The 20,360-nt window shown below is 69.8% G+C and carries 20 protein-coding genes; 3 read left to right on the forward strand and 17 right to left on the reverse strand.

Annotated elements, in window-relative coordinates:
* Nucleotides 1–59: 59 nt before the first annotated feature.
* The gene (locus VKN16_00880; GenBank protein ID HME92752.1) at nt 60–185 is read left to right on the forward strand and encodes a hypothetical protein; all 126 of its coding nucleotides are present in this window, start codon (nt 60–62) and stop codon (nt 183–185) included.
* A 68-nt stretch (nt 186–253) separates the two neighbouring features.
* Here VKN16_00880 and secF read toward each other — a convergent pair whose 3' ends face one another.
* The 13 genes from secF to VKN16_00945 form a co-directional block, all read right to left on the reverse strand.
* Nucleotides 254–1,204 (reverse strand): protein translocase subunit SecF, encoded by a 951-nt coding sequence (gene secF / locus VKN16_00885; protein ID HME92753.1) that lies wholly within the window; start codon nt 1,202–1,204, stop codon nt 254–256.
* Nucleotides 1,204–2,760, reverse strand: coding sequence for a protein translocase subunit SecD (gene secD / locus VKN16_00890; protein ID HME92754.1), 1,557 nt, complete (start codon nt 2,758–2,760; stop codon nt 1,204–1,206). The genes secF and secD overlap by 1 nt, the downstream gene beginning before the upstream one ends.
* Before the next feature lies 1 nt (nt 2,761).
* Entirely contained in the window at nt 2,762–3,100 is a 339-nt protein-coding gene (gene yajC / locus VKN16_00895) for a preprotein translocase subunit YajC (GenBank protein ID HME92755.1), read from the reverse strand.
* 5 nt (nt 3,101–3,105) lie between these two features.
* Nucleotides 3,106–4,266 carry a tRNA guanosine(34) transglycosylase Tgt gene (tgt, locus tag VKN16_00900; GenBank protein ID HME92756.1) on the reverse strand — a complete coding sequence of 387 codons (1,161 nt, stop codon included), beginning with the start codon at nt 4,264–4,266 and terminating at the stop codon, nt 3,106–3,108.
* A 1-nt stretch (nt 4,267) separates the two neighbouring features.
* A complete protein-coding gene (gene queA / locus VKN16_00905) occupies nt 4,268–5,302 on the reverse strand; it encodes a tRNA preQ1(34) S-adenosylmethionine ribosyltransferase-isomerase QueA (GenBank protein HME92757.1) in 1,035 nt (344 codons plus the stop codon).
* 265 nt (nt 5,303–5,567) lie between these two features.
* Complete coding sequence (locus VKN16_00910; protein ID HME92758.1) at nt 5,568–5,900, reverse strand: tRNA-binding protein; 333 nt, start codon at nt 5,898–5,900, stop codon at nt 5,568–5,570.
* Between the two features lie 13 nt (nt 5,901–5,913).
* Nucleotides 5,914–6,963, reverse strand: coding sequence for a SpoIID/LytB domain-containing protein (locus tag VKN16_00915; GenBank protein HME92759.1), 1,050 nt, complete (start codon nt 6,961–6,963; stop codon nt 5,914–5,916).
* Between the two features lie 77 nt (nt 6,964–7,040).
* Nucleotides 7,041–7,268, reverse strand: coding sequence for a DUF2905 domain-containing protein (locus tag VKN16_00920; GenBank protein HME92760.1), 228 nt, complete (start codon nt 7,266–7,268; stop codon nt 7,041–7,043).
* A gap of 14 nt (nt 7,269–7,282) precedes the next feature.
* A complete protein-coding gene (gene ruvB, locus VKN16_00925) occupies nt 7,283–8,296 on the reverse strand; it encodes a Holliday junction branch migration DNA helicase RuvB (GenBank protein HME92761.1) in 1,014 nt (337 codons plus the stop codon).
* A 28-nt stretch (nt 8,297–8,324) separates the two neighbouring features.
* Entirely contained in the window at nt 8,325–8,975 is a 651-nt protein-coding gene (gene ruvA / locus VKN16_00930; GenBank protein HME92762.1) for a Holliday junction branch migration protein RuvA, read from the reverse strand.
* Nucleotides 8,972–9,610: a crossover junction endodeoxyribonuclease RuvC gene (locus VKN16_00935; GenBank protein ID HME92763.1), complete on the reverse strand. Its 639-nt coding sequence runs from the start codon at nt 9,608–9,610 to the stop codon at nt 8,972–8,974. The genes ruvA and VKN16_00935 overlap by 4 nt, the downstream gene beginning before the upstream one ends.
* A gap of 13 nt (nt 9,611–9,623) precedes the next feature.
* The gene (locus tag VKN16_00940) at nt 9,624–10,376 is read right to left on the reverse strand and encodes a YebC/PmpR family DNA-binding transcriptional regulator (protein ID HME92764.1); all 753 of its coding nucleotides are present in this window, start codon (nt 10,374–10,376) and stop codon (nt 9,624–9,626) included.
* A gap of 9 nt (nt 10,377–10,385) precedes the next feature.
* On the reverse strand, nt 10,386–11,372 hold the full coding sequence (locus tag VKN16_00945; GenBank protein HME92765.1) for a hotdog domain-containing protein: 987 nt from the start codon (nt 11,370–11,372) through the stop codon (nt 10,386–10,388).
* A 164-nt stretch (nt 11,373–11,536) separates the two neighbouring features.
* Between VKN16_00945 and VKN16_00950 the strand changes: the two genes are divergently transcribed.
* A complete protein-coding gene (locus tag VKN16_00950; GenBank protein ID HME92766.1) occupies nt 11,537–12,745 on the forward strand; it encodes an acyl-CoA dehydrogenase family protein in 1,209 nt (402 codons plus the stop codon).
* A gap of 318 nt (nt 12,746–13,063) precedes the next feature.
* Here VKN16_00950 and VKN16_00955 read toward each other — a convergent pair whose 3' ends face one another.
* The 4 genes from VKN16_00955 to VKN16_00970 are packed head-to-tail and all read right to left on the reverse strand — an operon-like array spanning nt 13,064 to nt 17,957.
* The gene (locus tag VKN16_00955) at nt 13,064–13,939 is read right to left on the reverse strand and encodes an ABC transporter permease (protein ID HME92767.1); all 876 of its coding nucleotides are present in this window, start codon (nt 13,937–13,939) and stop codon (nt 13,064–13,066) included.
* Complete coding sequence (locus tag VKN16_00960; protein HME92768.1) at nt 13,929–14,867, reverse strand: ABC transporter permease; 939 nt, start codon at nt 14,865–14,867, stop codon at nt 13,929–13,931. The genes VKN16_00955 and VKN16_00960 overlap by 11 nt, the downstream gene beginning before the upstream one ends.
* Nucleotides 14,860–16,434, reverse strand: coding sequence for an ABC transporter substrate-binding protein (locus VKN16_00965; GenBank protein ID HME92769.1), 1,575 nt, complete (start codon nt 16,432–16,434; stop codon nt 14,860–14,862). The genes VKN16_00960 and VKN16_00965 overlap by 8 nt, the downstream gene beginning before the upstream one ends.
* A complete protein-coding gene (locus VKN16_00970; GenBank protein HME92770.1) occupies nt 16,431–17,957 on the reverse strand; it encodes an ABC transporter substrate-binding protein in 1,527 nt (508 codons plus the stop codon). The genes VKN16_00965 and VKN16_00970 overlap by 4 nt, the downstream gene beginning before the upstream one ends.
* 594 nt (nt 17,958–18,551) lie before the next feature.
* Between VKN16_00970 and arc the strand changes: the two genes are divergently transcribed.
* Nucleotides 18,552–20,303: a proteasome ATPase gene (arc, locus tag VKN16_00975; GenBank protein ID HME92771.1), complete on the forward strand. Its 1,752-nt coding sequence runs from the start codon at nt 18,552–18,554 to the stop codon at nt 20,301–20,303.
* The last annotated feature ends 57 nt before the right edge of the window (nt 20,304–20,360 follow it).

The raw sequence follows: 20,360 nt of genomic DNA on the forward strand, positions 1-20,360 counted from the left end.
AGCACGGAGTTCACCATCCGCGACGCGGTGGATGTGCCAACTTCGCTCCGACGCACACGGTGGCCACGCCGGGTCATCTCGCCATCGGCCTCGAGGCCGGCACCAACCTGCAGACATTCACCAGCCGGGGCTTCCTGGCCACCACGAGCGGCGCGAAGACCACCGCGGCACGGGAGCGGCGGTGAACGTGACCTACGTGCGGTAGACGCGACGGAGCGACGAGCGAAGCGCGACGCCGGCGCCGCGCCGACGGTCAGGCCTTGGCGACCGCCTTCTTCTTCTTGGCCAGCCAGCGCTCGCGCCAGCTCTGCCAGTCGACGATCAGCGACCCCGCGATGTAGATCGTCGAGAAGGTGCCGGTGACGACGCCCACGGTGAGGACGAAGGCCATGTCCTCGAGGACCTTGCCGCCGAACAGGTAGAGAACGGCGGTGGTGAAGAACACGGTGAGCGCGGTGAGCACGGTGCGCGACAGGGTCTGGTTGATGGCGTTGTTGATCTGGGTCGCGAACGATTCGCCCTTGCGTCGCGATCCCTTCGCGCGGTTCTCCCGCACCCGATCGTAGGCCACGATGGTGTCGTTGACCGAGTAGCCGATGATCGTGAGGAGCGCGGCGAGGATCGGCAGCGACATCTCCCGGTTGGTGAGCGACATGGCAGACAGGCAGATCAGCACGTCGTGCACGATGGCGGCCACCGAGGCCAGCCCGCCCAGCATGTCGAAGCGGATCGCGATGTAGGCCAGGATGCCCACCATGCTCCAGAGCACCGCGTAGATCGCCTGGATCTGCAGATCCCGCCCCACCTGCGGGCCCACGAACTCCACCCGGCGCACCTCGGGAGCGCCCAGCTCGGGCTCCCGGGCGAGGGCAGCCAGCGCCTGCTTGTTGACCTCCTCGGGCGTCGCCTCGCCGCCCAGGGGCAGGCGCAGCAAGTACTCCCGCGTGTCACCGAACTCCTGGATCACGCTCTCGCCCATCTTCACGGTCTCGAGCGCGTGCCGGATGCGGTCCACCGGCACCGGCTTGTCGAACCGCACCTGCAGCAGCGTGCCCCCGGAGAAGTCGATCCCGTAGCGCAGTCCGCCCTTGGCCACCATCGAGCCGAACCCGGTCAGGATGAACAGGATCGAGATGATGTAGGCCCACTTCCGACGGCCGATGAAGTCGTAGTTCGGGTTGTGGAAGAGCTCGAACATCGCCATCAGATGGACAGGCTCTCGCGCTTGTGGCGGCCCATGTAGATCAGGTCGAACAGCAGGCGCGTGAAGAAGACCGCGGTGAACAGGCTGGCCGCGATGCCGATCATCAGGGTGACCGCGAATCCCTTGACCGGGCCGGTCCCGAACTGGAAGAGGATCAGGCCCGACACCAGCACCGTGACGTGGGTGTCGATGACCGTCTTGAATGCCCGGGAAAACCCGGCGTCGATGGCGCCCCGCACCGTCTTGCCACCCCGCAGCTCCTCGCGGATGCGCTCGAAGATGAGGATGTTGGTGTCGACCGCCATGCCGATGGTCAGCGCGATGCCCGCGATGCCAGGCAGGGTCAGGGTCGCGTGGAAACCGGCCATCGTCGCGAGCAGCAGCAGCAGGTTCAGGCCGAGGGCCACGTCCGCGATGAAGCCGGACAGCCGGTAGTACACGAGCATGAACAGGAAGACGAGCGCGGTGGAGGCGAGGATCGCGATGATCCCCTGGCGAATCGAGTCCGCGCCGAGCGATGGCCCCACCGTGCGCTCCTCGAGCACCTGGACCGGTGCGGGCAGCGCTCCCGCGCGCAGCACGATGGCCAGATCGGTGGCCTCGTCGGTGGTGAACCCGCCGGTGATCTGGGCGCGGCCGGACGGGATGCGCTCGCGGATCTGCGGCGCCGAGTGGATGTTGCCGTCGAGCACGATGGCGAGCCGGCGGCCCACGTTGGCGTCGGTCAGATCCGAGAAGGCGCGGGCGCCGTTCGCATTGAAGTCCACCGACACGTAGGGCTCGCTGGTGTTCTGGTCGATCGAGACCCGCGCCCCCGAGACGTCGCGGCCGGTGATGTAGGCCTTCTTCTGCACCAGGAACGGGATCTTCCGCTCCTCCTTCGTCTGCTTGTCCACCCGTCGCTGGTAGAGGATCTCGTCGCCCTCGGGCACTCCGGCGCGCAGCGCGGTCTCCGGGTCGGTCTTCTCGTCCACCAGCTTGAACTCGAGCAGCGCGGTCTTGCCGATGAGGGCCTTGGCCCGCGCCGGATCCTGCACGCCCGGCAGCTGCACCAGGATGCGATTGTCCCCCTGCTGCTGGATGGACGCCTCGGACACCCCGAACTGGTCGATGCGGTTCCGGATGGTCTCGAGTCCCTGGCGCACCGCGAGGGTCTTGATCTCGGTCGCCTCGCGCGGCTTGAGCGTCAGCGCGATGCGCCCGGCGGCCTGGTCGGCCTCCTTGCGGTCGAAGGCGGGCAGCACCTCGCCCACCGTCTGCAGCGCGGCCTCCCAGCTCTGGGTCGACGCGAGCTGGACCACGAGCTCGCCGGAGCCCTGCCGCTCCGTCTTCGACACCGTGATGCCCTTCTTCTGCAGCTCGGCCCGCACGGTGTCACCCGCCCGCTCGACGTGGGCCTCGAGCGCCTTGTCCACGTCGACGCCCAGGACGAGATGGATGCCGCCCTGCAGGTCAAGCCCGAGATTGATGGTCTTGCGCGGCGGATACAGGTACCAGAAGGAGACGGCCACGATGACCGCGACGAGCGCGATGCGAATGCCGAGGTGCCGGGACATCTTAGGCGGCGGACTCCTTGTCGCCGGCGGCCGGCACGATCCGGGCGATGGCGGAGCGCTCGAACTCGAGCTTCACCTGGTCGGCGACCCTCAAGGTGACGGTCTGCTCGGACAGGCCCACCACCGTGCCGTACAGGCCACTCGAGGTCACCACGCGATCGCCCTTCTTCACCGTGGACAGGAGGGCCTCGCGATCCTTCCGCTGCTTCTGCTGGGGCCGGATGATCAGGAAATACATGATGGCGAACATGCCGATCATCAACGGCAGGACGGACATGATTCCGCCGCCATTGGCGCCACCGGCAGGCCCCGGCGCCATCGCGTATGCGAGATCCACCATGAAGGTCACGCCTCCGAATCTGCGGGAGTGTCGTCGGCCGAGCCGCGGAGGGATTCTAACCCATATCGGTCCAGAAACCGAGCGCGGAACCGCGAAAAATCGCCCCGCGCGATCGCCTCGCGCATCTGCCGCATCAGCCCCAGGTAGAAGGTCAGGTTGTGGAGCGTCAATAGCCGGTAGGCCAGCAGCTCGCGCGCCGCGAAGAGATGGCGGACGTAGGCGCGCGAGAAGCGCCGACAGCCCTCACACGGGCACTCGCGATCGATCGGCTCGGGATCCCGGGCGAACCGGGCGTTGGCGATGTTGACCGGCCCGTCGGCGGTGAACGCCTGGCCGTTGCGCGCGTTGCGCGTGGGCATCACGCAATCGAACAAGTCCACGCCCCGCGCCACCGCTTCCACCAGATCGGTCGGCTTGCCCACGCCCATCAGATATCGCGGGCGGTCCGCCGGCAGCAGACCCGCCACCAGCTCGGTCATCTCGTACATCACCGGCTTCGGCTCGCCCACCGCGAGCCCGCCGATCGAATGACCGGGGAGATCGAGGGCCGCGATCATCTCCACCGCGCGCCGGCGCAGCGCCTCGTACGTTCCGCCCTGGACGATGCCGAAGAGCGCGCCCGGCGCTCCCGCCGCGCGGTGGGCGGCCACCGCCCGATCCAGCCAGCGCTGGGTCAGAGCGAGGGAGCGCTCGGTGTCGGCGGCGGTGGCCGGATGGGCCAGGCACTCGTCGAGCGGGTGGAGCACGTCGACGCCGAGCGCGTGCTGGATGGCGATACAGGACTCCGGCGAGAGTGTGCGCCGCGAGCCGTCCACGTGGGAGCGGAACTCGACACCCTCCTCGCCGATGCGCCGCAGCTTCGACAAGCTGAAGACCTGGAACCCGCCGGAGTCGGTCAGGATCGGCCCGTCCCAGCCCATGAACCGGTGCAGCCCGCCGAGGGCACGAATCAGCTCGTGCCCTGGCCGGAGCATGAGGTGGTAGGTGTTGGCCAGGACGATCTGGGCGCCGGCCGCCACGAGATCGCCGGGAGCCAGGCTCTTGACCGAGCCCTGCGTCGCCACCGGCATGAAGGCCGGCGTGTCGATGACGCCGTGCCCGGTGATCATGCGCCCGAGACGGGCGCGTCCGTCGGCCTTCAGCACCTCGAAGCCGAAGCCGCCCATGTCAGGTGATCAGCATCGCGTCGCCGTACGAGTAGAAGCGATAGCGCGCCCGGACCGCGTGGCGATACGCGTCGAGGATGACCTCGCGTCCGGCGAGCGCCGACACCAGGACGAGCAGGGTCGACCGCGGGAGGTGGAAGTTGGTGATCAGCGCGTCCACGATGCGGAACCGATGCCCCGGCCGGATGAAGAGGTCGGCGGCGCCGCGGCCCGGCCGCACCCGCCCGTCCGCGGCCCCCGCCCACTCCAGCGCCCGCGTGGTGGTGGTGCCCACCGCGACCACGCGCCGGCGGTCGCGCTTCGCCGCGTCGATCGCGCGCGCGGTGGCCTCCGGGATCTCGATCGGCTCGGGCTCGAGGTGGTGCTCCTCGATCCGCTCGCCCCGAAGCGGCCGGAAGGTGCCGGGCCCCACGTGCAGGGTCAGGTAGTGGAGCGCGACGCCGCCGCGCTCGAGCCGCGCCAGCAGCTCGGGCGTGAAGTGCAGACCCGCGGTCGGCGCCGCCACCGAGCCCTCGTCGCGCGCGTACACGGTCTGGTAGCGCTCGCGATCCTCCGGCTTCGGCGCGTCGTGCCGTCCGATGTAGGGCGGCAGCGGCGGTAGCCCGTGGCGCTCCAGCAGCTCCGGCACCGGCCAGGGCGCCTCGACGGCGATCACCCGCGTGCCTTCGCGCCCCTCGCCGACGACGCGGGCGCGCGCCGCCCCGCCCGCCACCTCGATCCGTGCCCCCACGCGGCATCGGCGGCCGGGACGCACCATCGCCTCCCACCGCTCCTCGTCCACCGGCCGCAGGAACAACAATTCCACGGGGCGCCCGCCCTCGCCCATGCCGAGCACCCGCGCGGGAATCACGCGAGTGTGATTCGCCACGAGGCAATCTCCCGGGCGCAGCAGTCCCTCGAGATCGGAGAATCGGCGATCGTCGATCCGGCCCGTCGCTCGCTCCAGCGCGAGCAGCCGCGACGCATCCCGCGGCTCGGCCGGCTCCTGCGCGATCAGCTCCGGAGGCAGGTCATAGTCGAACAACCCCACATCCATCGCCCGCAGTGTAGCGCACCCGCAGACCGCCGACCGCGACACCACCCGAGCGCGGAGGCGAAATCAGAGGAGAGGGTAGCCGGCCGGCCGGCGGAGGGGCGGGCGGGGGCGCCCTCGCCGGGACCGTGTCTTCTGCGGGTGATCGAAGGCGCAACGTCCGATCTCGTGGCCCGCCGGAGACGGCACACCGCACCCGCGACTCAGCGTGTCCCGGCGAGGGCGCCCCCGCCCGCCCCTCCGCCGGCCAGCCGTCACCCCGCGAAGGCTACCCGATCCGCGACCCCGGCGACACCTCGACGTCCGGCCGCAACAGGATGACCTCGCCCGCATCGTTGTACGCCCCGAGCACCAGCACCTCGGACACGAACGGCCCGATCCGCTTGGGCGGGAAGTTCACCACCGCGATCACGTGCCGGCCCACCAGCGCGGCCGGCGCGTAGCGGTGCGTGATCTGCGCGCTCGACCGCTTGATGCCGAGCGGCCCGAAATCGATCTCGAGCTTGAGCGCGGGCCGGCGCGCCTCGGGAAACTCCTGCGCGCTCACCACCACGCCGACGCGCATGTCGACGCGCTCGAAGTCGTCCCAGGAGATGGTCACGCTCCGCGACGGGTCAGCGTGAGGTCGGCGAGGACGGCAGCGTCGAGAGGGTGGCGCCGGGGTAGTAGTAGGCCACGATTTGCTGGGCCCGGTAGCCCTGCTCGGCCATGGTCTTGGCGCTCCACTGATCGAGGCCGACGCCGTGGCCGTAGCCGCGGCCGACGAAGCGCGCCGTGGACTTGCTCACCGACACCGCGAAGAGCGTGCTCTTGAGCGTGTCGTAGCCGACCAGCCGCCGCAGGTCGTTGCCGCGCAGGGTAACGCTCCCCGCGGTGCCGCGCACCGCGATCCGCACCACCCGGAGGGAGGCGCTGCGCTCGAGCACGTCGAGCGCGGTCACCCGGCCCACCGAGAGGCCCCCGCGCGCGAGCGCGGCGGCCAGCTCGGACACCGGCAGGTCGAGCCGCCAGCGATGGTGCGGCGACGCGGAGGGAAACTGCACGCGGACCGGCTTCAGCGCGGGCATGTTGGTCGCGGCGAAGACCGCGCGCGGGTCCTCGGTGTGGCCGCCGCTGTCGGTGTGATAGAAGGCGGGGAACAGCTCGCCGTTCCACAGGATCACCTGGCCGGCGGTCTCCCGCACCGCGGTCCACACGATCGAATCCTCGGCCACGCGCCCGACGTACTGCTGATTCAGCGTCGACGCGAGCAGGTGGTACGCCTTCTCGGCGTTGAGTCGTCGGTGGTACGCCGCATAGGTGCGGGCCACGATGGCCTGAGCCTTCAGCATCTCGAGCGGCATCTTGTCGCCCGCCTCGGCCTTGACCGCGCCGGCCAGGTAGTCCTCGAGCGGCAGCTCGTTGACGACCAGGATCCCGTCGGGCGTTCGCAGGATCTCCAGCGAGCCGGGATATTCGCGCCCGCTCACCCGCAGCGCTCCGGTGTCGGCGGGGGCCAGGCGCAGCCCGTCCACCCGGCGGCCGCCCGTCTCGAGGCCGCCGTCCTTGAGCGAGACGCGAAGCCAGGTCGGCGAGTCGGAGACGACGGCCCGCCCCGCGAGGTCGCTCACCATCATCGGGCCGCCGCCCACCTCCACGGTGCGCGCGCCCTCCGCGATCGCCACCCGGATGTCGCCCGAGGCGAGCGCGGGAGACGCGGCCGCGAGCAGAGCGAGAACGAGCAGGGCGCCGCCGAGGCGGCTCAGCGGCGGCCGAAGAGCGAGAAGAGCAGCGTGAGGACGATCGAGATGACGAGGCAGGTGGCGAGGGGAAAGTAGAACGACCAGCTTCCGCGCTCGATGTGAATGTCCCCCGGCAACCGTCCGAGCCATGGCACCTTCCCCGACAGATTTCCCGCGGCGATCAGGATCAGCCCCAGGAGTACCATCAGGGCGCCGAATCCCAGAAGTAATTTCCCGAGATCGCGCACCGCGTGAGCTCCGGCTAGAGCGGAAGCTGCCCCTGGCCGCCGGACGACGGCGGGACCGGGTGGCCCAGATGCGCGTACGCCGCGGGCGTCGCCTTGCGTCCGTTGGGACTGCGCACCACGTAGCCGATCTTGAGGAGGAACGGCTCCACGACCTCGGCGAGGGTCTCGGCGTCGTCGTTGATGGTGGCCGCGATCGCCTCCAGCCCCACCGGGCCGCCGCGGTACTGCTCGATGATCGCGGTGAGGAATCGCCGATCGAGCCGATCGAGGCCGGCGGAGTCGACGCCCTCCTGATCGAGGGCGCGCTCGGCGATCTCGGCGGTCACGGTGCCGTCCGCCTTCACCTGTGCGTAGTCGCGCACGCGGCGCAGGAGCCGATTGGCGATGCGCGGCGTGCCGCGGGCGCGCTGGGCGATCGCCTCCGCCCCGCCCGCGACCATCGGCGCGCTCAGGATGGACGCGGAGCGACGGACGATCGCGGCCAGGTCCTCGCCGGAGTAGAAGTCCAGGTGGTGGAAGATGCCGAAGCGCTCGCGGAGGGGCGAGGACAGCATGCCCGGCCGGGTGGTGGCCCCCACCAGCGTGAACGGATGCAGCGGGATGCGAATGGTCCGGGCGTTGAGCCCCTTGTCCATCACGAAATTGACCGAGAAGTCCTCCATCGCCGGATACAGCAGCTCCTCGACCACCCGCGGCAGCCGGTGGATCTCGTCGATGAACAGCACGTCGCGCTCGGCCAGGTTGGTGAGGATACCCATCAGGTCGGCGCCCCGCTCGAGCGACGGCCCCGCGGTGGTGACGATGGTCGCCCCCATCTCGTTGGCCATGATGGCGGCGAGCGTGGTCTTGCCGAGCCCGGGCGGGCCGGAGAGGAGCACGTGGTCGAGCGGCTCGCTGCGCTGCCGGGCCGCCTGGACGGACACCCGCAGGCTCTCCACCGCCGCCCGCTGGCCCACGTACTCGTGCAGCCGCTGCGGCCGCAGCTGGCGCTCGACCTGGGTCTCGTCGGGCAGGGCGACGCGGCTCATGACGCGCGCCTCGTCGGCGGTGCCCGCGCTAGCTCTTGCGTCCGCCACGGTAGATCTCGTCGAGCAGCTCTTCGGGGGTGGCCGCGCCCGGCCGCCGCGCGACGGCGGCGGTGATGATCGGCGCGGCCTCGCTCGGGCGGTAGCCGAGCTGCTTGACCAGGATGTCGAACACCAGACCGCGCAGGCCTTCCTCGTCGACCGTGGCCGCGGCGGCCGGCTCGGGAGCCGCCGCTTCGGGCCGGGCGAGCGCGAACTTCGCGACCTTGGCCTGCAGCTGGGCGACGATGTTCTTGGCCTTCTGGGGGCCGATGCCGGGCAGGCGCCGCAGATAGCCCTCGTCTTGCCGCGCGATGGCCGCCGCGATCTCGCCGACCGGCGCGGCGAGCGAGCGGGCCGCAACCAGGGGCCCCACGTCCTTGACCGTGATCAGCTTCTCGAAGAACTCCCGGTCGAGCTCCGAGGTGAAGCCGATCAGCACCGGCCGCGGCTGGTTCTGGGTCGCGTGGTAGTGGATCTCCAGCGCCACCTCGTCGGCCGCGTCGCCGTCCGCCGCCTTGCGGTGCACCAGCTCCTGCTGGGTGACCGGCGGCACGAACACCTCGTAGCCCACCCCGCCCGCCTCGACGACGACGCGGTCCTCGAGCTTGCGCCGCAGTCGCCCGCGCAGCGACGCGATCACGCGCGGCCCCCCCGGCGGGAGATCGCGCCGGGCTGTCCGCCAGGCACGGGTTGTCCGCCGCTGGGGGAGTGCGGGGGCCATGTCTGGGCCCCCGCAGATGAAGAGAAGCTTCCCGCAGCACCGCCACCCCCGGCTGCCCCGACCAGACCAACCCCGCGCCCCGGCCATCGCCCGGTGATCCGCGACATCCCGCTCGCGGCCAGGCCGAGGGCATCGGCGACGTGCGAGGGACGCGGCAGGTCCCGGAGCCCGAGCACGGTCTGCACCGCCCGCTGCATCTGGGCCTTGCCCGCGGCGCCGTTGCCGGTCATGGCACGCTTGACCTCGGCGGGCGAGAGCGCCACCACCGCGACGCCCAGCTGCCGGGCCGCGAGGTAGATCACGCCGCGGGCGTGCCCCATGAGCACCGCGGTGCGCGGGAACTTGTACTCGGTGTAGAGATCCTCGACCACGAGGAGCTCGGGACCCTGCGCCTCGATGATCCGATGGATGGCGCGATGCAGCGCGTTGAGCCGCGCCTCGAGGGGCTGTCCGGCGGTGGTGCTGATGACGCCGGCGTCCCGCACCGCGACACCGCCGCCGCCGGCTTCCAGCACGCCGAACCCGGTGGCGACGAGCCCCGGGTCCACCCCCATGACGCGCAGCGCGCTAGGCCGCGGTGATGGCGTCGATGACCTCGTCGGCGATGTCGTAGTTGGAGTATACGGACTGGACGTCGTCTTGCTCCTCCAGGGCCTCGATCAGCCGCAGCACCGCCGCGGCCTCCTTGCCCTCGACCTTCACCGTGGATTGCGGCACCATGTCCACCCGCGCCTCGAGCACCGGCATCCCCTGCCGCTCCAGCGCCTGGCGCACCAGCTCCATTTCATCAGGACTGGCGGTGACCTCGAACACTTTTTCGATCTGCTTGACGTCGGTGGCCCCCGAGTCCAGCGCCTTCTCGAGCAGATCGTCCTCCTTCACCTTCTGGGCGTCCACCTCGATCATCCCCCGGCGGTCGAACATCCAGGCCACGCAGCCCGAGGTGCCCATCCGCCCCTCGTTCTTCTCGAAGATGTGCCGGATCTCGGGCCCGGTGCGGTTCTTGTTATCGGTCAGCGTCCGGACCATCACCGCCACCCCGCCCGCGCCGTAGCCCTCGTAGGAGATCTCCTCGTAGGACTCGCCGGGCAGCTCGCCGGTGCCTTTCTGGATGGCCCGCTTGATGTTGTCGGCGGGCATGTTGGCCGCCCGCGCCGATTCCATGGCCGCCTTCAGGCGCACATTGCCCTTGGGATCTCCGCCCCCGTGCTTGGCCGCCACCGTGATCTCGCGCAGGATCTTGGAGAAGAGCTTCCCGCGCTGGACGTCCGTCTTGCCCTTCTTCCGCTTGATCTGCGACCACCGTGAATGTCCAGACATGCCACTCTCCTACGAGCTGAGGGATGGTTTCAGGGACTTGACCCGCTCCAGCCGACGGGCACGGCGCTCGACCGCCTGCGCGAAGCGGCGCTGCTCGGCCGGCGTCGCGGGGGTGAACGGCCGGCACGGCTGCGGCCGCAGCGGTCCGGCCGGGTCCGATCCCAGATGCACGAAGGTAAGGTAGGCGGTGCAGGCGTGCTTGGTCTCCCCGGTCCAGGGCACCTCGCTCACCACCTTCACCCCGACCTCGAGGGACGACGTCCCCACGTGGTTGAGCCCGGCCTTGAACGTCACGACCTCGTTGGAATGGATGGGCGCGTAGAAATCCAGCGCGTCCAGGCACGCCGTCATGACCAGGCCCCGGCAGTACCGCATCGAGAGGATGCCGCCCGCCTCGTCGATGTCGAGGAGGAGCTTGCCCGCGAACATGGTGTTGCCGAAGAGCAGGTCCTCCGGCAGCACCGATCGGCAGGACTCGAACTGCCAGCGCTGATCGGGGACGTCGTCCTCGACCTCGCGCATGCGCTCGGCGCGACGGGCGAAGCGCTCGAGCCGGCGCGCCCGCCGCTCCCCGGCCGCGGCATGGAGCGACTCCTCCTCGGCCCCGCGCGGGGCCACCTGCTGCGGAACCGGCACCGGCTTGATGTGCTCGTCCACCTTGACGAACACCAGATGGGAGGACAGCGTCAGTGCCCGCTCGCCGGTGGCCGGCTTCTCGGCGTAGACGCGCACGCCGACCTCGAGCGAGCAGCGCCCCACGTACTCGACCTGGGCCCGGAGCACCGCCACCTCCCCCACCTTCACCGGATGGAGGAAGTCGATGTCGTCCATGGCGCCCAGGATCACGTTGCCGCGCGCCACCCGCGCCGCCGCGATGGTGCCGCAGGTGGCGATCCACTGCATCATCCGGCCGCCGTGGATCTGGCCGGGCGCGCCCGCGTGCTCGGGGAACACCCAGTTCACCATCTCGGTAGCCGTCTCGGAGATCGAGAGCATGGTCGGCACGGAATGTCGCGTAAGTCTCGCATTTGTCTATCACGCCGGGCACTCCAAGTCCAGCCGGCGGCGGCGGCTGGGCCCGTTGACAAGCGGCCACCCGGGGTCCTAGGGTTGGGGCGACGCGGAGGACGAGCGAACCCCACCGGCGCCGGGAGGCCCACATGGAATTCGAGTACTCGAAGAAGACCAGGATGTACATGGAGCAGCTGCACGACTTCATGAACAAGCACATCCTCCCGAACGAGCAGGTCTTCCACGACCAGCTCAACTCGGGCCCGACGCGCTGGCAGGTGCCGCCGATCATGGAGGAATTGAAGGCCAAGGCGCGCGAGCGCGGCCTCTGGAACCTCTTCCTCCCCGAAAGCGATCGGGGCGCCGGCCTCACCAATCTCGAGTACGCGCCGCTCTGCGAGGTCATGGGCCGCTCGCCGATCGCGCCGGAGGTGTTCAACTGCTCCGCCCCGGACACCGGCAACATGGAAGTGCTCGAGCGCTACGGCACCGAGGAGCACAAGAAGCAGTGGATGCATCCGCTGCTCGAGGGCAAGATCCGATCCGCCTTCGCCATGACCGAGCCGAAGGTGGCCTCGTCCGACGCCACCAACATCGAGTCGCGCATCGAGCGCGACGGCGACCACTACGTGATCAACGGCCACAAGTGGTGGACGTCGGGCATCGGCGATCCGCGCTGCCGGATCCTCATCTTCATGGGCAAGACCGATCCGAAGAACCCCGACAAGTACAAGCAGCAGTCGATGATCCTGGTGCCGCGCGACACCCCCGGCATCAAGGTGCTGCGGATGCTGACCGTGTTCGGGTACGACGACGCGCCTCACGGCCACGGCGAGGTGCTCTTCGAGAACGTGCGCGTGCCCGCCTCGAACATGCTGCTGGGTGAAGGCCGCGGCTTCGAGATCGCCCAGGGACGCCTGGGCCCCGGCCGCATCCACCACTGCATGCGCCAGATCGGCGTGGCCGAGCGGGCGCTGGAGCTGATGTGCCGGCGCGCCACGCGCCGGGTCGCCTTCGGCAAGCCCCTCGCCGACAACGACATCACGCTCGAGCGCATCGCGGAGTCGCGCATCGAGATCGATCAGGCCCGGCTGCTGGTCCTGCACGCCGCCTACATGATGGACACGGTGGGCAACAAGGCCGCGCGGCAGGCGATCGCGGAGATCAAGGTGGCGGTGCCGAACATCACCGGACGCGTCGTGGAGCGCGCGATGCAGCTGCACGGCGGCGGCGGCGTGAGCCAGGAGTTCCCCCTCGCGTCGATGTGGGCGCACTCGCGGACGCTGCGGTTCGCGGATGGGCCGGACGAGGTGCATCGGCGGCAGATCGGGCGGCTCGAGCTTCGCAAGCACAGCTAGCCGGGAGGGAGCGGGCGGGGCGCGGGGGCCGCGGGCTGGCCTCTGACCACGGCCCGCTTCTTCGTTTATCCGGGAGAGTAGTTCCCAATCTGGAGGTCTTCGCTGTAGGCTGACCGCGGAGGAACGGGTCAGCCGGCCAGCCCGCGGCCCCCGCGCCCCGCCCGCTCCCTCCCTCCCGCTCGGTTTCCTGACTCGTGGGCTCTTCACGCCCGCGATGACGTGCGTGTGGTCCCTTCGCGCCTCGTCCTTTTCCGCGTGTTCCTTCTATGCGCGTTGTTCCGCAGTTGAGTGGCTCGGTCGGCTTGCGATGGCGAGGGATCAGGGTTTGAAGCGGGGGTCCTGGAGGTCGCGGAGGGCGTCGCCGAGGAGGTTGATGCCGAGGACGGCGAGAAGGAGGGCGGCGCCGGGGAAGAAGGCGACCCAGGGAGCGGAGGTGAGGAAGGTCTGGCCGTCGGCGAGCATCGTGCCCCAGGAGATCGTGGGCGACTGGGCGCCCAGCCCCAGGAAGCTCAAACCCGCCTCGGCGATCATGTTGCTGCCGACGCCGATCGTGGCGGTCACGATGACCGGGCCGAGCGCGTTCGGCAGGATGTGGCGGAAGAGGATCGCGCCGTGCCCGACGCCGAGCGCGCGGGCGGCCTGGACGTGGTCGCGCTCCTTGAGCGACAGCGTCTCGCCGCGGACGACCCGGGCGATCGTGGTCCAGCCGAGCGCGATCAGCACCACCGCGACCTTGTCCAGACCCGGGCGCTCGAACACCGCGATGAGCCCGATGGCCAGGATCAGCGAGGGGAACGCCATCACCACGTCGGTCATCCGCATCAGGGCCGAGTCGCGCCAGCCGCCGTAGTAGCCGGCGAGCAGGCCGATGACGAGACCGATCGCCCCGGCCACGACCTCGACGCCGAGACCGAGCGCCAGCGAGACGCGGCCGCCGTGGAGCACGCGCGAGAGCAGATCGCGGCCGAGCGCATCGGTGCCGAAGGGATGCGACGGGCTTGGCGCCCTCAGCATCCCCTGCGTCAGCGCGGAGGGAACCGCGGCCGGATCGTACGGCGAGAGCCACGGGGCCAGCAGCGCGGAGAGCGCGAAGGCCGCGACCAGCCCGGCGCCGACCACCAGGCGCCCGCGCCGAGAGCGTGCCCTGGGCGCTCGCGTCAGCCCTGCCGGAAGCGGCAGCGCGTCAGCGGGCACGGCCGATCCTCGGATCGATGACCAGGTAGGCGAGATCCACCAGCAGGTTCGCGAGGACGTAGATCACCGCGAAGATCAGCACCGCGCCCATGACCACCGGCAGGTCCCGCTGACCGACCGCGGCGACCAGCATGCGGCCGAGGCCCGGCCAGGCGAACACGGTCTCGGTGAGCGGCGCGCCCACGAGCAGGTCGGCGAGGCCGATGCCGATGACCGTGACCACCGGGATCAACGCGTTGCGGAGGGCGTGCTTGGCCACCACGCGCCACTCGGCGAGGCCTTTGGCCCGGGCGGCCTGGATGTATTCCTGGCGCACGACCTCGAGCAGGCTCGAGCGTGTCATGCGCGCGATCGTCCCGGTGTGGATCGCTCCCAGGGTGAGGGCGGGGAGCACCAGGTTGGCCCAGGCGCCGTCGCCGTAGCCCGACACGGGCAGCCAGTCGAGCCACACCGCGAACAGCAGCGACAGCATCATGCCGAGCCAGAACACCGGCGTGGAGATGCCGAGCACCGCGGCGGTCATCAGGGCGTGGTCGAGCAGGCGCCCCGGCCGCAGCGCGGCCACGACGCCGGCCGCGAGGCCGACCACCACCGCCACCGCGGTGGCGGCGAGAGCCAGGTGGACGGTGGCAGGCAGCCGCTCGGCGATGACCTCGGCCACCGGCCGCTGTTGATGATACGAGGTGCCGAGGTCGCCGCGGACGAGCCGCCCCATCCAGGTCGCGTAGCGGACGTGCACCGGCTGATCGAGCGCGTAGTCGCGGCGGATCTGCTGCACGAGCTCGGGATCGGCGCGTTGGCCCAGCATGGCGCGGGCGGGGTCGCCCAGGCCGACCGCGGTGAGCGCGAAGACCAGCAGGCTGACGCCGATCAGCACGGGCACCAGCGCGAGCACGCGCCGGGCCGCCGGCTCGATCAGCTCACTCAATCTTGACTTTGCGGAGGGGGGCCAGGAACTCGGGCGCGGTGGAGAGCGGCGAGCGCTCGAGCCCCTTGACGGTGGACCGGATGAGGGCGCGGCTCGCGTAATGGTAGAGCGTGATCCAGAGGCCGTCGTCGAGCAGCCGCTGCTCGGCGTCCTGGTAGATCTTCGTGCGTGCGGGGCCGGCCGGCATCGCGTCGGCCTGGTCCAGGAGCCGGTCGAGCTCCGGATTGCGATAGCGCGAGGTGTTGCCGGCCGCGCCGACGTTGCGCGAGTGGAACAGCACCGTCACGAAGTTCTCGGGATCCGGATAGTCGGCGATCCACCCCTGGCGGAACATGGTCACCGCGCCCTCGTCCACGACCTTGATGTGGGCCGCCCAGTCGAGCCGCCGCAGCTCCAGCGTGAGGCCCACCTCCCGCAGCTGCGCCTGCAGCAGCTCCGCGATGCGCTGGTTGAGGTCGCCGGTATTGAAGTGATACGTGATCGGCGGCAGCCCACGCCCGCCGGGATGGCCGGCCTCGGCCAGGAGCTGGCGCGCCCGCTCTCGATTGAATCTGGGTGCGGTCACCTTCGGGTTGTAGCCGGGCAGCGATGGCGGGAGGATCCCCTTCCCCGCGATGACGCAGCCTTCGAGGAGCCCGTCCACGATACCCGTCGGATCGATGGCGTGCGCGACGGCCAGACGCATGCGCCGATCGTTGAAGGGCGGCTGCTCGACGTTGAAGCGGATCGCGTGGGTGCCGAGCGTCGGCCAGATCGCGACCTGGCCCTTCAGCGACGGATCGGCCTTGACCGCCCGGCAGTGGCCGGTGGGGATGTCGCTCACGTCGAGGTTGCCGGCCTTGAAATCGTTGAAGCGCGTGATCTCGGCCGGGATGATCCGGAATACGACGCGCTCGAGCCCGGGCGCCCCGCGGAAGTGCTCGGGAAACGCCTCCAGGACCACTCGGTCGTCGCGGCGCCACTCCTTCAGGCGAAAGGCCCCGCTCCCCACCGGCCGGGTGGCGAAGGCGAGGCCGAGCCGCTCGGTCTCCTCGCGGGGCACGATGGACGCCGCGTCGTAGGCCATCAGGAAGAGGAACGGGGCGAACGGCGCGTCGAGCTTGAGCTCCACCGTGCGCTCGTCCACCACCCGGATGCCCGCGATCGCGCCGGCCTGCCCCTTGATGAAGGCCAGGGCGCCCGAGATCTTCTCGAACACCCAGGGGCGCTTCCCGCGCGCCGCGCGCTCGAAGGAGAACTTCACGTCGGCGGCCCGCATCGGACGGCCGTTCTGGAACTTCACGCCGGCACGGAGCACGAACGTGTACACGCGCTGGTCCGGCGACACCGTCCAGCGCTCGGCCAGCGCGGGCCCCGGCTGGAGGCGATCGTCGAGCTCCACGAGCGTGTCGAAGATCTGCCGGATCACCGCGGACGACGTGGTGTCGGTGGCCTGAGCGGGATCGAGCGTCGGCGGGTCCGCGGTGAAGACCCCGCGCAGGGTCCCCGCCGGCTTGCCATCCGCACCGTGCGCGGGCCCGGCGACCAAGAGCAGCAAGCAGAGGAGCGAGAGCCGGCCGCATCTCACCGCCCGCTCCCGGGCGCGGACGGCGCCCCCGGACCCGGCTGATCGACCCAGACCCGGTCGAAGCGCGGGTTGCCGCTCGGATGCAGCCGCAGATTCCGCACCTCGCCGCGCGCCCGCCCCCAGTGAAGCCGCACGTACACCGGTATCCACGGCACCTCCTCGGAGAGCATGGTCTGGGCGCGGAAGTACAGCCGCTGCCGCTCGGGTCGAAAGGAGACCTGGCTGCCCCGGATCAGGAGGTCGTCCATGGTCCGGTTGCGATAGAAGGACAGGTTGACCGCGGCGGCGCCCTTGGTCGCGCCCTCGCTGCTGGAGAGCGGGTAGAGGAGGAAATGCGGGTCGCCGGCCTCGACCCGGGCCTCGATGAGCGCCATCTGGTGCTGGGCGTTTCGGGCGATCCGAAGGGCCACCTCGGGCGATTCGGTCTGGATGGGCACCGTGATGCCGGCCGGGGCGAGCGAGGCACGGATGGCCTCGGCGACCCGCGTCTGGTCTCCGCGCTGGCCGTCGTCGCCGATCAGCAGGCTGATCGACGTTCCGCGGGCGAGGCCGGCGTCGGCGAGGAGCCGCCTGGCGTTCGCCGCGCTGGCCTCGAGCACCGGCGGGCCGTCACGCCGCCCCCATACTCCCAGCGGCAGGAACGACAGCAGCGGAACCCCGATCGGGGTGACCGCGGGAGCGATCAGCGCCGGGTCGAGCGCGGCGGCGACCGCCCGTCGGGCCTTTACCAGCTTGAACGGCTCCTTCTCCGTGTTCAGGGCCACGTATCCGATGCCCCAGCTCGGCACCGAGAGCACGCCCGAGGGCCGCGACGGCGCCGTCGACAGGAGCACGACGTCGACGGCCAGCGAGTCCAGCATCGCCTCGCCACGCGCGTCCTCGCCCGTGGCGAGGAAGACCAGGCGCGTGGACCGGGGAGTGCCGCCCCAGTAGCCCGGGTTCGCGTCGAGGACCACGCGGCCCTCGCTGGCCTCGGTCAGCACGAACGGGCCGGTGCCGATCCAGCGCTGGCCAAGGCTGCCGGTCAGCACGATCGAGAACGCGGGGTGCGCCAGCACCGCCGGGAGCGGTGCATAGGGCAGGAGCAGCCCGATCTGGACGGTCCGCGCGTCCACCGCCCGGATCCCCTTGATCACGCCCGGCGTACCCCGGACCAGCCGTGGGGCCGCCGCATTGGGATTGGGGGCATGCGGGGCGTCCGGCTGGATGACGCGCGCCAGGCTCTCCACCACGTGCTGGGCCGTGAGCGGAGTGCCGTCATGGAACCGCACCCCGTCGCGGAGCCGGAAGGTCCACGCCAGCCCGTCGCGGGAGACCGACCACTGGGTGGCGAGGCCGGGCTCGATGTCGCTGCTGGCGTCGCGGTACTGCACCAGCGTGTCGAACATCTGGCGGGCGATGATCGCGACCGAGCCTTCCAGCGCGGTGGCCGGGTCGAGCGATGCGGCAATGGAGGCCAGGCCGACGCGAAGCGCGCCGCCCTGGGCGCCCGCGGGGCCGGCCAGCATCAAAGTGACCGCCACCGTCATCGCAATACGACAGAAAACGCGCGGCAGACGACGGGGTGGTGGCGTGGAAGCTGCGCCTCGCATCGAGACGGTTATACGACGGAACACTTTCCAGTGCGCAAGGACTCATCAGTTTGATCAGCGTTGGTCATCGTCTGAGCGCACCGGCCCGCGATCGGCGCCCGCGAGGCGCGAATGCGCTCGGCTCGGGGCACATCGGCGTCATCGTGCGTGGCACCGAACCTGCTTTCCGTCTGTCAAGCGTTAAAGGAGGTGGTCGAGACGACGAGGAACCGCTCGCGAGGGGCCCCGGTTTCACTCGGTGAGTGCGATAGGTGATCGCCCTGGAGGGAATCGGAGAAAGTGAAATGAAATCAAGCGCTCGCGAGGGCAAAAAGGGGCCAATTCGCTTGACTTACCGCGAAACGGGCTCCTATACTGAGGTCACCTTTCGGAGGCTTGGGCGGAGCGCGACGCGAGACGCGCGCGGAAGTGCCCGATGGTTCACCCGGAAAGGAATGGGCGAACATGAAGGAGTTCGACAAGAAGGGCAATCCTAGCCGGGAGCCCGCGTCCGACGGAATGAAGGGGCTCTCGAAGTTCCTCCCCATGACCGACTCGAATTACCGGCGCCGCCTTACCGAGTACGAGGTACAGGTCCAGGACCTTCAGGCCTATGTTCGCTCCCTGGAGACCGAGACCGGCCGACTCCGCAAGAAGCTCGAGGACGCTCCCAAGGAGTTCATGATCCTCGAGAACAAGCTCCGGGAAGCCAACCGCCAGCTCGTCCAGGCCTTCAACCAGAACGAGAAGCTGGTCAACACGCTCTACGAGGCCCGCGAGCAGATCACCTCGCTGAAGGAAGAGGTCGACAAGCTCTGCGCGCCGCCCTCGACCTACGGGGTGTTCCTCTCGATCAACGAGGACGCCACCGTCAACATCCTCTCGCAGGGCCGCAAGGTGAAGGTGAACCTCCACCCGTCGATCAAGGCCGAGGAGATCAAGCCCGGTCAAGAGCTGGTGCTGAACGAAGGCCTGAACGTGGTGGAGACCGCCGGCTACGAGATCCAGGGCGAGGTCGTGGTGCTCAAGGAAGTGCTGGACGAGGAGCGCGCCATCGTCACCCAGCGCGCCGACGAGGACCGCGTCGGCATCATCGCGGATCCGCTGCGCCAGGTGAAGCTCAAGATCGGCGATCACCTGCTCATCGACGCCAAGAGCGGCTACCTCCTCGAGAAGCTCCCCAAGAGCGAGGTCGAGGACCTCTCGCTCGAGGAAGTGCCCGACATCTCCTACGACGACATCGGCGGGCTCGGCAGCCAGATCGAAACCATCAAGGACGCGGTCGAGCTGCCCTACCTCTACGCCGACTACTACAAGGAGCACCACCTCGCGCCGCCGAAGGGCGTGCTCCTGTACGGACCTCCCGGCTGCGGCAAGACCATGATCGCCAAGGCGGTCGCCAACAACCTGGCCGCCCGCATCTCGGAGAAGCGCGGCGAGAAGGTCAAGGGCTTCTTCCTCAACATCAAGGGCCCCGAGCTGCTCAACAAGTACGTCGGTGAGACCGAGCGCAAGATCCGCGAGATCTTCATCAAGGCGCGCGAGAAGGCCGCCGAGGACGTGCCGGTGGTGGTGTTCTTCGACGAGATGGACGCCCTGTTCCGCACCCGCGGGTCGGGCATCTCCTCCGACGTGGAGACGACGATCGTGCCGCAGCTGCTGGCCGAGATCGACGGCGTGGAGCACCTGAAGAACGTCATCGTCATCGGCGCCTCCAACCGCCAGGACCTCATCGACCCGGCCATCCTGCGTCCCGGCCGGCTCGACGTGAAGATCAAGATCGAGCGGCCCGACGCCGCCTCCGCGGTCGACATCTTCAACAAGTACATGACCGTCGAGCTGCCCATCCACGAGGACGAGATCCGGCAGAGCAGCGGCGACACGCAGGGCGCGGTGGATCGCATGATCGCGGCCACCATCGAGGAGATGTACAGCCTCGGCGAGGAGAACCGCTTCCTCGAGGTCACCTACGCCAACGGCGACAAGGAGGTCCTCTACTTCAAGGACTTCTCCTCGGGCGCGATGATCGAGTCGGTCGTGCGCCGGGCCAAGAAGCTCGCGCTGAAGCGCTACATCCAGCTCAGCGAGAAGGGCATCAAGGTCGAGGACCTGCTCAACGCGGTCCGCGAGGAGTTCAAGGAGAACGAGGATCTGCCCAACACCACGAATCCCGACGATTGGGCCAAGATCGCGGGCAAGAAGGGCGAGCGGATCGTGTACGTGAAGCCGCTCATGGGCGAGACGAAGGAAAAGCAGCGCGCCGTCGAGCGCGTGATCAATACCGGCCAGTACCTGTAGGCCCTGCGGCGGGGGGGAGCGCTGGGCTCCCCCCCGCCGTGTGTCTTTCAATGCCCA

The organism is Candidatus Methylomirabilota bacterium (genome assembly GCA_035315345.1).
Taxonomy (GTDB): Bacteria; Methylomirabilota; Methylomirabilia; order Rokubacteriales; family CSP1-6; genus CAMLFJ01.

What these genes read in the sequence shown, in the direction of transcription:
- secF (HME92753.1), bottom strand. Translation starts at nt 1,204, where the DNA reads ATGGCGATGTTCGAGCTCTTCCACAACCCGAACTACGACTTCATCGGC.
- secD (HME92754.1), bottom strand. Translation starts at nt 2,760, where the DNA reads ATGTCCCGGCACCTCGGCATTCGCATCGCGCTCGTCGCGGTCATCGTG.
- yajC (HME92755.1), bottom strand. Translation starts at nt 3,100, where the DNA reads ATGGTGGATCTCGCATACGCGATGGCGCCGGGGCCTGCCGGTGGCGCC.
- tgt (HME92756.1), bottom strand. Translation starts at nt 4,266, where the DNA reads ATGGGCGGCTTCGGCTTCGAGGTGCTGAAGGCCGACGGACGCGCCCGT.
- queA (HME92757.1), bottom strand. Translation starts at nt 5,302, where the DNA reads ATGGATGTGGGGTTGTTCGACTATGACCTGCCTCCGGAGCTGATCGCG.
- ruvB (HME92761.1), bottom strand. Translation starts at nt 8,296, where the DNA reads ATGAGCCGCGTCGCCCTGCCCGACGAGACCCAGGTCGAGCGCCAGCTG.
- VKN16_00935 (HME92763.1), bottom strand. Translation starts at nt 9,610, where the DNA reads ATGGGGGTGGACCCGGGGCTCGTCGCCACCGGGTTCGGCGTGCTGGAA.
- VKN16_00940 (HME92764.1), bottom strand. Translation starts at nt 10,376, where the DNA reads ATGTCTGGACATTCACGGTGGTCGCAGATCAAGCGGAAGAAGGGCAAG.
- VKN16_00945 (HME92765.1), bottom strand. Translation starts at nt 11,372, where the DNA reads ATGCTCTCGATCTCCGAGACGGCTACCGAGATGGTGAACTGGGTGTTC.
- VKN16_00950 (HME92766.1), top strand. Translation starts at nt 11,537, where the DNA reads ATGGAATTCGAGTACTCGAAGAAGACCAGGATGTACATGGAGCAGCTG.
- arc (HME92771.1), top strand. Translation starts at nt 18,552, where the DNA reads ATGACCGACTCGAATTACCGGCGCCGCCTTACCGAGTACGAGGTACAG.